This is a genomic window from Nocardiopsis synnemataformans, assembly GCF_965343085.1.
GTDB classification, from domain to species: Bacteria; Actinomycetota; Actinomycetes; order Streptosporangiales; family Streptosporangiaceae; genus Nocardiopsis; species Nocardiopsis alborubida.
The window spans coordinates 26,342-38,802 of sequence record NZ_CBDRFA010000002.1; the positions used below are offsets into that span (position 1 = coordinate 26,342).

At 70.9% G+C, this 12,461-nt stretch carries 9 protein-coding genes; 3 read left to right on the forward strand and 6 right to left on the reverse strand.

Annotated elements, in window-relative coordinates:
- Window positions 1–28 precede the first annotated feature (28 nt).
- On the reverse strand, window positions 29–2,128 hold the full coding sequence (uvrB, locus tag ACSIH6_RS01190; protein WP_435105654.1) for an excinuclease ABC subunit UvrB: 2,100 nt from the start codon (window positions 2,126–2,128) through the stop codon (window positions 29–31).
- Window positions 2,129–2,341: 213 nt separating this feature from the next.
- Here uvrB and ACSIH6_RS01195 point away from each other — a divergent pair, with 213 nt between their 5' ends.
- Entirely contained in the window at window positions 2,342–3,385 is a 1,044-nt protein-coding gene (locus ACSIH6_RS01195; RefSeq protein ID WP_435105656.1) for a hypothetical protein, read from the forward strand.
- 75 nt (window positions 3,386–3,460) lie between these two features.
- Here the strand turns inward: ACSIH6_RS01195 and coaE are convergent, their stop codons facing one another.
- The 5 genes from coaE to polA all read right to left on the reverse strand — a co-directional run bounded on the left by coaE (window position 3,461) and on the right by polA (window position 10,003).
- On the reverse strand, window positions 3,461–4,063 hold the full coding sequence (coaE, locus tag ACSIH6_RS01200) for a dephospho-CoA kinase (RefSeq protein WP_435105658.1): 603 nt from the start codon (window positions 4,061–4,063) through the stop codon (window positions 3,461–3,463).
- 47 nt (window positions 4,064–4,110) lie between these two features.
- Window positions 4,111–4,629 carry a GNAT family N-acetyltransferase gene (locus ACSIH6_RS01205; protein WP_435105660.1) on the reverse strand — a complete coding sequence of 173 codons (519 nt, stop codon included), beginning with the start codon at window positions 4,627–4,629 and terminating at the stop codon, window positions 4,111–4,113.
- A 180-nt stretch (window positions 4,630–4,809) separates the two neighbouring features.
- The gene (gene rpsA, locus ACSIH6_RS01210; RefSeq protein ID WP_435105662.1) at window positions 4,810–6,303 is read right to left on the reverse strand and encodes a 30S ribosomal protein S1; all 1,494 of its coding nucleotides are present in this window, start codon (window positions 6,301–6,303) and stop codon (window positions 4,810–4,812) included.
- 430 nt (window positions 6,304–6,733) lie between these two features.
- The gene (gene arfB, locus ACSIH6_RS01215) at window positions 6,734–7,177 is read right to left on the reverse strand and encodes an alternative ribosome rescue aminoacyl-tRNA hydrolase ArfB (protein WP_435105664.1); all 444 of its coding nucleotides are present in this window, start codon (window positions 7,175–7,177) and stop codon (window positions 6,734–6,736) included.
- Window positions 7,178–7,216: 39 nt separating this feature from the next.
- Window positions 7,217–10,003 (reverse strand): DNA polymerase I, encoded by a 2,787-nt coding sequence (gene polA, locus ACSIH6_RS01220; protein ID WP_435105666.1) that lies wholly within the window; start codon window positions 10,001–10,003, stop codon window positions 7,217–7,219.
- 135 nt (window positions 10,004–10,138) lie between these two features.
- On the opposite strand from polA, the gene ACSIH6_RS01225 reads away from it, so the two are divergent.
- Window positions 10,139–10,567: a PaaI family thioesterase gene (locus ACSIH6_RS01225; RefSeq protein ID WP_435105668.1), complete on the forward strand. Its 429-nt coding sequence runs from the start codon at window positions 10,139–10,141 to the stop codon at window positions 10,565–10,567.
- A 543-nt stretch (window positions 10,568–11,110) separates the two neighbouring features.
- Complete coding sequence (locus ACSIH6_RS01230; protein ID WP_435105670.1) at window positions 11,111–12,358, forward strand: ABC transporter substrate-binding protein; 1,248 nt, start codon at window positions 11,111–11,113, stop codon at window positions 12,356–12,358.
- The last annotated feature ends 103 nt before the right edge of the window (window positions 12,359–12,461 follow it).

Here is a 12,461-nt window from a genome sequence, read left to right on the forward strand (position 1 = left end):
TGGAAACGCTACCCCATGGGCACTGGCGTCACTTCACCCCGGCCGCGTCCATGCCGCGGAGCTCACGTTTGAGTTCGCCGATCTCGTCGCGCAACCGGGCCGCCAGCTCGAACTGGAGGTCGGTGGCCGCCTGGTGCATCTGCTCGCTCAGCTGCTCGATGAGCCCGGCCAGCTCCGCGCGCGGCATGTTCGACACGTCCGCCGAACGCTCGCCCAGCGCGGGCACCGGCGCCCGGCCGCCCCTGCTCCCCGGGCTGCGGTACCCGGTGGACATGAGCTCCTCGGTGTCCACGTCCTCGCGGTTGAGCGTGTCCAGGATGTCGGCGATCTGCTTGCGCAGCGGCGTGGGGTCGATCCCGTGCTCGGCGTTGTAGGCCAGCTGCTTGTCCCGGCGCCGGTTGGTCTCGTCGATGGCCGCCCGCATGGAGTCGGTGACGTTGTCGGCGTACATGTGCACCTGGCCCGCGACGTTGCGCGCCGCGCGCCCGATCGTCTGGATCAGCGAGGTCTCCGAGCGCAGGAAGCCCTCCTTGTCCGCGTCCAGGATCGCCACCAGCGACACCTCGGGCAGGTCCAGGCCCTCGCGCAGCAGGTTGATGCCCACCAGCACGTCGAACTCGCCCACGCGCAGCTCGCGCAGCAGCTCCACGCGGCGCAGCGTGTCCACCTCGCTGTGCAGGTAGCGGACCCGGATGCCGAGTTCGGTGAAGTAGTCGGTGAGGTCCTCGGACATCTTCTTGGTGAGCGTGGTGACCAGCACCCGCTCGTCGCGCTCGGCGCGCACCCGGATCTCGTGGACCAGGTCGTCGATCTGCCCGTCGGTCTGCTTGACCAGCACCTCGGGGTCGACCAACCCGGTGGGGCGGATGACCTGCTCGACCACCTCACCGCCGCCCTGGCGCAGCTCGTAGCGGCCCGGCGTCGCCGACAGGTAGATGCTCTGCCCGATGCGCTCGGTGAACTCCTCCCACCTCAGCGGCCGGTTGTCCATCGCCGAGGGCAGTCGGAACCCGTGCTCCACCAGGGTCCGCTTGCGCGCGGCGTCGCCCTCGTACATCGCGCCGATCTGCGGGACGGTCACGTGGGACTCGTCCAGCACCAGCAGGAAGTCCTCGGGGAAGTAGTCCAGGAGCGTGTTGGGCGGACTGCCCGGCTCGCGGCCGTCGAAGTGCCGCGAGTAGTTCTCGATGCCCGAGCAGGTGCCCAGCTGGCGCATCATCTCCAGGTCGTGGGTGGTGCGCATGCGCAGCCGCTGAGCCTCCAGCAGCTTGCCCTGGCCCTCCAGTTCGGCCAGCCGCTCGCCCAGTTCCGCCTCGATGGTGGCGATCGCCCGCTCGGTGCGCTCCTCACCGGCCACGTAGTGCGAGGCGGGGAAGATGAACATCTCCTGGCTCTCTCCCAGCACCTCGCCGGTGAGCGGGTGCAGGGTCAGCAGGCGTTCGACCTCGTCACCGAACATCTCGATGCGGATCGCCAGCTCCTCGTAGACCGGGATGATCTCGATGGTGTCGCCCCGCACGCGGAACGTGCCGCGCGTGAACGCGGTGTCGTTGCGGGAGTACTGCATCTCCACCAGGCGGCGCAGCAGGTCGTCGCGGTCGACCTCCATGCCCACCGCCAACTGCGCCATCCGGTCCACGTACTCCTGCGGGGTGCCCAGGCCGTAGATGCACGAGACCGAGGCGACCACGATCGTGTCCCGGCGCGTGAGCAGCGAGTTGGTGGCCGAGTGGCGCAGCCGCTCGACCTCGTCGTTGATCGAGGAGTCCTTCTCGATGAAGGTGTCGCTCTGCGGGACGTAGGCCTCGGGCTGGTAGTAGTCGTAGTACGACACGAAGTACTCGACGGCGTTGTTGGGCAACATCTGGCGCAGCTCGTTGGCGAACTGCGCCGCCAGGGTCTTGTTGGGCTGCATCACCAGGGTGGGCCGCTGGAGCTGCTCCACCGTCCACGCCACGGTCGCCGTCTTGCCGGTGCCGGTCGCGCCGAGCAGCACCGTGTGCGGCTCCCCGTCCCGTACCCTCCTGCTGATCTCGGCGATCGCGCCCGGCTGGTCTCCCGCCGGGGTCATCTCCGAGATCACCTCGAAGGGCGCCTCGCTGCGTTTGATGTCGCTGACCGGTCGCACGTCGCCTCTTCTCCCATCGAGCGGCGGGCCGCCCCCGCTACCCGCGTGTCCCTCACCCCCAACGCTACCCACCACCTACGACATCCCTTCCCGGTCGAGGGCGCGGAGTTACCATCGAGACCAGCGCTCTGCGTCCGAAGCGAGGTGACAGCCGTGTCACACCCCTCCAGACCGACCTTCGACCCGGACCTCCCCACACGCGCGGTCGCGCGTATGAGGGCCCATCCCGAGAAGCTGCTCCCCGCCGCGGCCCGCCCGCGGCGCGGGCCCACCTGGCGCCAGGGCGCCGCGATCACGGCCGCGGGGTGCACCTCCCTGGCCGCCGTCGCCCTGCTCTCCCCGGCCGCGGGGGCCGTCCTGGTGGCCCTGCTCTGCCTGGGGACGACCGCGGCCGTCCTCGGCCTGGCCTCGCTCAGGGGCTCCTTCACCGACGACTGGGCCGACCTGGTCATGCACGCCTTCTGGGCGCTGCCCGCCTCCACCGTGGGCGTCCTGGGCGCCCGGATGCTGCTCGACCAGGCACTCGGGCCGGTCGGCACCGCCGTTCCCGGGGACCCCGCGACCGCCGTCCTCTACCTGACCGCCGCCGCGGGCGGAGCCGGGGCCATCATGCGGCCCGGCATGGTCACCCGCCTGGCCTCGGAGTACGCCGACCGGTACGTGCTGCCCCAGGACTTCGGCCGCACCCACGGCTACGCCTCCCGCGACGAGGAGCCCGAGGCACACCTGTTCGCCGCGCTCCAGCAGGCCACCGACCGGGTGGAGGAGGGCGTCCGGGTGCTCGGCGACTCCTTCGACGCCGCCCAGACCCTGCCCCTGCTGCGCGAGGAGGAGTGGCGGCTGTCCCAGGAGCTGCTGCGGCTGCGCTCCCTGCGCAGGGAGCTGGTGGCGCGCCGGCGCGAAGCCGTGTCCGAGCAGGTCACCCGGGCGCTCCAACCGCAGGAGGAGGCGGTGGCCCGCGCCCACGAGGCGCTCACCGAACGGGTCGGGGTGCTAACCGGTTACGGCGAGCGGGTGCACGCGGCGGTGACCGCGCACCGCGAGTGGGAGCAGTGCCAGGAGATCGCCGACCGCGCCGGGGACTACGCCGACCTGGCGCTGTCCTCCGCACAGGAGCAGGTGCGCCCCCAGGAGATCGACGACAGCCTGCTCAGCGTGGAGGCCGCGCACTCGGTCCGCGAGGAGCTGGTGCGCGAGGCCGTGGCCGCCGGGTCGTCCCTGTCCGAGGTCCTGCACCGCGACCGCGGACGAGGGTGACGGGGAGAGGACCAGCGGACCGGCCAGAACCGTTGCTGCTGTGGCACGAGGTCACTGCGAAGGGGTCGGGGACCGCTACCGCGCCCGCCTGAGGAGTTCGCGCCAGAGCTCGGCCACCCGCTCCGCCAGCTCCTCACGGGTGCCGGAGTTGTCCACCACCAGGTCGGCGACGGCCAGGCGGGTGTCCCGGTCGGCCTGCGCGCGGATGCGGGCCTCCACCTGCTCGCGCGGCATGCCGCGGTCGGTCGCGACCCGCTCCACCCGCACCGCGTCGGGGGCGTCCACCACGACCACCACGTCGTAGAGCGGCCCCAGGCCGTTCTCCACCAGCAACGGGACGTCGTAGACCACCACCTCCACGCCGGAGGCGACGGCCTCCTCCATGAGTTGGGCGCTGCGCTCGCCCACCAGGGGGTGCACGATGGCGTTGAGCCTGTTCAGACTGTCCTCGTCGGCGAAGACGATCTCCCCGAGCCGGGGCCGGTCCAGCCGCCCGTCCGGGGTGAGCACCCGCTCACCGAACTCGGCGACGACCGCCTCCAGACCCGGCGTGCCGGGTTCGACGACCTCCCGGGCGATGGCGTCGGCGTCGACCACGGTGGCGCCGTAGGCGGCCAGTCCGGTCGCGACCGCGCTCTTGCCTGAGCCGATCCCGCCGGTGAGTCCCACTTTGAGCATGTCCGAAACCCTAGACGTCCGCTTCGGTCCGGTTCACGGCGCCCCGCCTACCGCGCGGCCCGGGCGGCGCCGTCCGCGCACTCTCCGACCGGTGTGAGCTCCTTGCGCATGTGCACCATGACCAGGTGCTCGGCAACGCGCTCGCGGGAGGTCTCGGCGTACCCCAGGCCGCGGTAGAGCCGCTGTTGTCCGGTGTCCTGGGCCCCCGAGGACAGGGTGAGCGAGGCCAGGTCGGGGTAGCGTTCGCGCAGGCGGCCCTCGAGGTCGGCGAGCAGCGCCCGCGCGATCCCCCGACGGCGCAGGTCGGGCACGACCGCCAGGCGGGAGAGCACCGCGCTGGTGCCCATCACCCGCGCCCGCACCGAGCCGACCAGGCGGGTTCCGGCGACCGCCTTGAGCACGAGGGTGTCCTCCTGCCCCAGAAGTCTCTCCACCCTCTCCAGGCTTTCGGTGAGCGCCAGCACGAACGGGTCGCCGAAGGCCTGGGCCTCGTCGACGAACGCCGCCCGCTGGAGGGTGAAGACCTCGCCCGCGTCGGCGGGGACGGCCGGGTGGATGTCGAACACGTCGCCTCCTGAAGGGCCCCTCCGTCGGGGGACACGCCAAGAGCCTAGCCCCCGGCCCCGGCGACGCCGCGAAACCCGGCCGGGGCCGGGCACGGCGAAGGGCCGCCCCCTCCGGAGAGGGGACGGCCCCAGGCTGCTTCTCAGCACTGCCTCAGAAGCTGGTGTGTCCTCAGAGGCTGTTTAGGCCTCGCCACCCGCGAGCTTCTCGCGCAGGGCGGCCAGGGCCTCGTCGGAGGCCAGGGCGCCGCTGGAGGACTCCGAGCCGGACGAGCTGGCGCTGCTCTGCCCGCCACCGGTGTAGTCGTCCTCCTCCACCGGAGCAGGAGCGTTGGCGGCGTCGGCCTCGGCCGCGCGCGCCTCCTCGACCTGCTTGCGGTGCGCCTCGAACCGGGCCTGGGCCTCGGCGTAGCTGCGCTCCCACTCGTCGCGCTGGGCCTCGAAGCCCTCGAGCCACTCGCCGCTGTCCGCGTCGAAGCCCTCGGGGTACTTGTAGTTGCCCTGCTCGTCGTACTCCGCGGCCATGCCGTAGAGGGTGGGGTCGAAGTCCACCTGGTCCGGCGAGACGCTCTCGTTGGCCTGCTTCAGCGAGAGGCTGATGCGGCGGCGGTCGAGGTCGATGTCGATGATCTTGACGAAGATCTCGGTGCCGACCTGGACGACCTGCTCGGGCACCTCGACGTGGCGCTCGGCCAGCTCGGAGATGTGGACCAGGCCCTCGATGCCCTCCTCGACGCGCACGAACGCACCGAACGGAACCAGCTTGGTGACCTTGCCGGGAACGACCTGGCCGATCTGGTGGGTCCGGGCGAACTGCTGCCACGGGTCTTCCTGGGTCGCCTTGAGCGACAGGGAGACGCGCTCGCGCTCCATGTCCACGTCGAGAACCTCGACGGTGACCTCCTGGCCGACCTCGACGACCTCGCTCGGGTGGTCGATGTGCTTCCAGGACAGCTCGGAGACGTGCACCAGACCGTCGACGCCGCCCAGGTCCACGAACGCACCGAAGTTGACGATCGAGGAGACCACACCCTTGCGGATCTGGCCCTTCTGGAGGGTGTTGAGGAAGGTCTGGCGGACCTCCGACTGGGTCTGCTCGAGCCAGGCGCGGCGGGACAGGACCACGTTGTTGCGGTTCTTGTCCAGCTCGATGATCTTCGCCTCGAGCTCGCGGCCGACGTAGGGCTGGAGGTCGCGCACACGGCGCATCTCGACCAGGGAGGCGGGCAGGAAGCCGCGCAGACCGATGTCGAGGATGAGGCCGCCCTTGACGACCTCGATGACGGTGCCGGTGACGACGCCGTCCTCCTCCTTGATCTTCTCGATCGTGCCCCAGGCGCGCTCGTACTGGGCGCGCTTCTTGGACAGGATCAGGCGGCCTTCCTTGTCCTCCTTCTGGAGGACGAGGGCCTCGACCTGGTCACCGACGGCAACAACCTCGCCGGGGTCGACGTCGTGCTTGATCGAGAGTTCCCGTGAGGGAATCACACCCTCGGTCTTGTAGCCGATGTCGAGCAAGACCTCGTCTCGATCGACCTTCACGATGGTGCCCTCGACAATGTCACCGTCGTTGAAGTACTTGATGGTCTCGTCGATCGCCGCGAGGAAGGCTTCCTCGGACCCGATGTCGTTGACCGCTACCTGGGGTGTCGAGGTGGCCTCGGTGCTGCTCGTCATGTGTGGGTGGACTCCGGATACGGACAGATTCAGAAAGATGGTCACATCGCGGGTTCGAACCCGTCGATCCGTCGTCCGAGGAGCGGAGCCGAGGCGGCGATGAACCGCCTGGACACCAATCGCCAGGTGCAGAGTGTCGACCGGAGCGGCGCGACCCCGCCGACCCTCATCGGAGACAGCGGACGCACGCAAGAACCCACAACGCTCCCGCCAGAATATGAGACAAGGGCGTCCTGGTCAATCGGAACCCAGGGCAGCCAACCTGGCGTAGGTCGCAATGGCGGCAATTTACCCGAGCATGGCGGTCAAGATCAACTGGGGGGTAGACCCACGTCCGAACGGGGGTTTCGTCCCCGTGGGACGACCGCGCGCCGGCGGCTGGGGCACCGGCGCGGACCCCGGAAGAAAAAGTACGAAGAGCCGGTTACGGTCAGTCCGCGGAGGGCTTGGAGCGTGACCGTTTGACCGCGCTCCGCTGTTTCTTGGCGTCCAGGCGGCGCTGCTTGGCCCTGCGGCTCGGACGGGTCGCGCGGCGCTCGCGGGCGGGCGGCGCGATCGCCTCCTCCAGCAGGGCGGCCATCCGCTCCCGGGCCTCGGCCCGGTTGCGCGACTGCGAGCGGTGGGTCTGCACCGTGACCGTGAGCACGTCCCCGACCAGGCGCCCCCGGAGCCGCGCCAGCGCGCGCTGGCGCCGCGTGCCGCCCAGGCCGGGGCAGGTCGCCACGTCCAACGACAGCGACACCCGGGTGTCGGAGGTGTTGACGTGCTGGCCGCCGGGCCCCGACGAGCGTGAGAAGCGCCACGTGAGGGCGTCGGCGGGGACGGTCACCGGACCCGCGCTCAGCCCCTCTTCAGCCGTGCCCCGTGTCGTCACCGTCCCCGCCCTCCCGTCGTACGCGGGCCGCGGACCCTGTCAGTGCGCGGCGTCGTGCCAGTTCTGGCCGCTGCCGACCGAGACGGCCAGCGGCACACGCAGATCATAGGCGGAGCTCATCTCGCGCGCCACGATGTTTTCGACCTCCCCGCGCTCGCCGGGGGCGACCTCCACCACGAGTTCGTCGTGCACCTGGAGCAGGACCCGCGAGGTGAACCCGCCCTCGGTGAGGGCCGCGTCCACCCGGAGCATGGCCACCTTGATGATGTCGGCGGCCGACCCCTGGATCGGCGCGTTGAGCGCCATCCGCTCGGCCATCTCCCGGCGCTGGCGGTTGTCGCTGGTCAGGTCGGGCAGGTAGCGGCGCCGTCCCAGGATGGTCTCGGTGTAGCCGACCCGGCGGGCCTCCTCCACCACGGCGTTGAGGTAGTCGCGCACCCCGCCGAACTCGGCGAAGTAGTCCTCCATCAGGCGCTTGGACTCCTCCGGCGTGATCCCCAGCTGCTGGGACAGGCCGTAGGCGCTCAACCCGTAGGCCAGGCCGTAGCTCATGGCCTTGATCCTGGACCGCGCCTCGCCGTCCACCCGCTCGACCTCGACGTCGAAGATCTGCGCGGCCATCTGCGCGTGGAAGTCGTAGCCGCTGTTGAAGGCGTCGATCAGCGCCTGCTCGCCCGACAGGTGCGCCATGATGCGCAGCTCGATCTGGCTGTAGTCGGCGGTGAGCAGCTCCTCGTAGCCCTCCCCCACCACGAACGCGCGCCGGATGCGCCGCCCCACGTCGGTGCGCACCGGGATGTTCTGGAGGTTGGGGTCGGTGGAGCTGAGGCGCCCGGTCGCCGCCACCGTCTGGTTGAAGGTGGTGTGGATGCGGCCGTCGTCGGCGACGGTCTTGATCAGCCCCTCGACCGTGGTGCGCAGCTTGGTCTGGTCGCGGTGGTGCAGCAGGACCGCGGGCAGCTCGTTGTCGGTCTGGGCGGCCAGCCACGCCAGCGCGTCGGCGTCGGTGGTGTAGCCCGTCTTGATCTTCTTGGTCCTGGGCAGGCCCAGGTCCTCGAACAGGATCTGCTGGAGCTGCTTGGGCGAGCCGAGGTTGAACTCGCGGCCCACGATCTCGTGCGCGCGCTCCACCGCGCCACGGCCCGCCGCGGCGAACTCGCCCTGGAGCTCCTCCAGGTAGGCGCGGTCGGCGGCGATCCCCGCCCGCTCCAGGCGCGCCAGCACGTCCACCAGCGGCAGTTCGACCTCGTGCAGCAGGTGGGTGCCGCCGCGCTTGTCGAGTTCGGCGGAGAGGACCCCGGCCAGGTCGCGGGTGGCGCTCGCGCGCACGGCCAGCAGGTGCTGGCGGCCCGAGCCCGCCCCGCCCTCGTCGCCCAGGTCCAGGGTCAGCTGGTCGCCGGAGGAGTCCTCCTCCAGCTCCCGGCCCAGGTACCTGCGGCACAGGTCGGCCAGGTCGAAGCGGCGCTGGCCCGGCTGGACCAGGTAGGCGGCCAGGGCGGTGTCGCTGACCACCCCGCCCAGCTCCCACCCGTGCGCGCCCAGGGCCAGCAGGGCGCCCTTGTACTCGTGCACCGCCTTGGGGCGGCGTGGGTCGGCCAGGAAGCCCGCCAGCGCCTCGGTGTCGGCCGGGTCCAGGGCGGTGGGGTCGACGAACACGGCGTCGCCGGAGGGCACGCTGATCGCCAGCGCGTCCACCCGGCCGGTGCCCTGCCCCCAGGTTCCGTCCAGGGCGAGCCCGGCGGGCGCGGTGGGTGTGAGGGTGTCGGAGACCGCGTCGTCGGGGGCCGCGTGCGCGGCCAGCCAGGCGGCCAGCTCGCCGGTCCCGGCCACGGTCAGCTCCACGCGGAAGCCCTCGACCGCCTCGGCCCCCGCCTCCCCGGAGCCGTCCTCGGGCAGGCGGACGACGGCGTAGAGGCGCTCGCGCAGGTTGGAGGCGAACTCCAGGTTGTCGAAGAGCGCGTCGATCCCGGTGCGGTCGGCCTCGCCCAGGGCCAGGGCGGTGACCTCCGCCTCCAGTTCCACGTCCGTGGCCAGCCGGTTGAGCCGCTGGTTGCGCAGGACGTCGTCCAGGTGGTCGCGGAAGCTCTGCCCCGCCTTGCCGCCGAGCTCGTCGGCGTGGGCGACCAGCTCGTCCAGGGACCCGTACTTGGTGATCCACTTGGCGGCGGTCTTGGGGCCCACGCCGGGCACGCCGGGCAGGTTGTCGGCCTTCTCCCCCACCAGGGCGGCCAGGTCGCGGTAGCGCTCGGGGGTGACCCCGTACTTGTCCTCGACCGCGGCGGGGTCCATCCGCCGCAGGTCCGACAGGCTCTTGCCCGGGTACAGGACCGTGCAGGAGTCGGTGACCAGCTGGAAGGCGTCGCGGTCTCCGGAGGCGATGAGCACCTCCATCCCGGCCTCGCCGCCCTGGTGGGCCAGGGTGGCGATGACGTCGTCGGCCTCGAACCCCGGTGCGGACAGGTTGGCGACGCCGATCAGCCGCATCAGGTCCTGGGTGAGCGGCACCTGGGAGGGGAACTCCGGCGGGGTGTCGGAGCGGCCGTCCTTGTACTCGGCGTACTCCTCGTGCCGGAAGGTGGGGCCGGACAGGTCCCAGGCCACCGCGACGTGGGTGGGCTCCTCGTCGCGCAGCAGCTTGACCAGCATCGACGCGAAGCCGTACACGGCGTTGGTCGACTGCCCGGTACTCGTGCCGAACTTGTCCACCGGGAGCGCGAAGAACGCGCGGAAGGCCATCGAGTGGCCGTCCAGGAGGAGGAGCCGGGGGCGCCTGCCGCCGTCACCGGTCCGGGATGTCTGTTCGGGGGTCTCTCGCTTGGTCACCACAGACGAATCCTAGGATGTGGAGGAGACACTTCGCGGCCATACCGCGAGGGCAGTGACACGACGGCGGGGACGCCGCCCCCGGTCCGGCGCGGCCCGGGCCCGGCCGCGGCGGGGTCCCGAGGAGGCGGAGGGCACATGACGACGGACTCCGAGGCGATGCGGCGGATGCTCGACACGGGCGCCCTGGCGGGCGGTCTGGGCGAGCGCATGGGCATCGAGGTGACGGAGGCGTCGGCCGAGCGCGTGGTGGGCCGGATGCCGGTGGAGGGCAACGTCCAGCCGTTCGGTCTGCTGCACGGCGGCGCGTCGTGCGTGCTGGCCGAGTCCCTGGGGTCGATCGGCGCCACGGCCCACGCGTCCCGGTTCGGCAAGGTCGCGGTCGGCATCGAGATCAACGCCACGCACCACCGCTCGGCCACCGAGGGGTACGTGACCGGTGTGGCCACCCCGGTGCACCTGGGCCGGACGCTGACCACCTGGGACATCACCATCACCGACGACGGGGGCCGGAAGGTGTGCACCTCCCGGCTCACGTGCATGCTGCGCGAACTGCCGGAGGCGTAGTGGTCTCCGGCGGCCTCGGAGGCGCTCGGCGGGCCCACCAGGTGCGAACCCGCTCTGCCGACCCGTCCCGGACCCGCCGACGGCTGCTCTGGGACAGGACTGAGGGGCGGGCGCTCCGATACGGTCGCGCCTTCCGTGCCGCGTATAGCGGTCAAGGGTTTTCTCGTTTTAAGGAAGGACCGCTTCACACCCGCGTGTAGCCCGCCTGTGGCTTTCCTCCGGCCCGGCCGCCACCCTTGACGGTCGGGCTTCGTCATGCCTGCCCACCGCGACAGTTCGCTACCCCGTGAGCACGGAAAGCTGTGATCTGTACAGAGACGAAACGCCGGATGTCAATGATGACTACAGAGCCATAACAGCCTGACGGCGAGTCGGCACCAACGCCCGTTCCGTCCTTTCCGCGCCAGAACTTTCATGATTAAGCTCCGCTAACGCTCCTGATTAAGTCATGCCACACATCACGGACATTCAGGACGCGCATGCTCATGGCACGCCTGCCCCGCGCAGCGCGTGCTTCGCCGGTTGAACGGAGTGACCACGATCATGGCTAGCAAGAAGGTCCTAGGCCTCACTGCCGCAACCGCGGCCCTCGTCCTCGGCCTGACCGCGTGTGGCAGCGACGGGGGCGAAGGAGGCGGCGGCGGTGAGGGCGGTGAGGAGTTCACCTACGGCATCCTCTACCCGCAGACCGGCAACCTCGCCTTCCTCGGCCCGCCCCAGCTCCGCGCCGCCGAGTACGCGATCTCCGAGATCAACGGGGCCGGCGGCATTCTCGGCACCGACGTCCCCGCCCTGGTCGAGGGCGACGAGGCCGGCGACAACGCCCAGGCCAACGAGGCCGCCAACAACCTCGTCTCCGACCAGGTGAACGCCGTCATCGGCGCCGCCGCCTCCGGCATGACGCAGGCGACCTACGACACCATCACCGGTGCCGAGATCGTCCAGTGCTCGGGCTCCAACACCGCCGCCGAGCTGAGCGAGATCGAGGACAACGGCTACTACTTCCGCACCGCGCCGAGCGACCTGCTCTCCGCCGTCGTGATGGCCCGCACGATGGTCGAGAACGGCAACCAGAACATCGCCATCGTCGCGCGCGCCGACGACTACGGCGGCGGCTACGCGGGCGCCCTCCAGGCCGAACTGGAGAGCCTGGGCGCCCAGGTCGTGGTCAACGAGACCTACGACCCGCTGGCCACCACCTTCGACTCGGTCGTCACCAGCGTCACCAGCGAGGAGCCGGACGCCGTCGCGCTCATCGCCTTCGAGGAGGGGGCGCAGGTCATCGCCCAGCTCCTGGAGAGCGATGTCGAGGGCGAGCAGCTCTACGTCACCGACGGCCTCAACGACCCGAACCTGGGCGAGACCGTCAGCGCCGACAACCCCGAGAGCGTCACCGGCATCACCGGTATCGCCCCCAGCGCCGACAACCCCGAGTTCACGGAGGGCCTGACCAGCTTCGCCGAGGACCTCGAGGTCTTCCAGTTCGCCCCGCAGGTCTACGACTGCGTCACCGTGATCGCCCTGGCAGCCGAGGCCGCGGGCAGCGTGAACCCGTCCGAGTACGTCGCCGAGCTGCCCAACGTCAGCCGTCCCGAGGGCACCGAGTGCGGCACCTTCGCCGAGTGCCGCGACCTGCTGGCCGACGGTGAGGAGATCAACTACCAGGGCGTCAGCGGCAACATCGACTTCAACGACAACGGTGACCCGACCGCCGCCACCTTCGAGATCTTCCACTACGGGGAGGACGGCCACGAGATCCTGGCCTACGAGGAGCACGCCCTGGAGGAGTAACGGCTCGCAGCGGCCCGCGTCGCACACGGCCTGATCCGTCACGGCACGGAGCGGCGCCCCGGGAGGAGGTTCTCCCGGGGCGCCGCTCTCTCTTGTGCGCGCC

Coding starts and splice junctions, on each gene's coding strand:
- rpsA (WP_435105662.1), bottom strand. CDS start 6,303: ATGACGAGCAGCACCGAGGCCACCTCGACACCCCAGGTAGCGGTCAAC.
- ACSIH6_RS01195 (WP_435105656.1), top strand. CDS start 2,342: ATGAGGGCCCATCCCGAGAAGCTGCTCCCCGCCGCGGCCCGCCCGCGG.
- ACSIH6_RS01225 (WP_435105668.1), top strand. CDS start 10,139: ATGACGACGGACTCCGAGGCGATGCGGCGGATGCTCGACACGGGCGCC.
- ACSIH6_RS01230 (WP_435105670.1), top strand. CDS start 11,111: ATGGCTAGCAAGAAGGTCCTAGGCCTCACTGCCGCAACCGCGGCCCTC.
- coaE (WP_435105658.1), bottom strand. CDS start 4,063: ATGCTCAAAGTGGGACTCACCGGCGGGATCGGCTCAGGCAAGAGCGCG.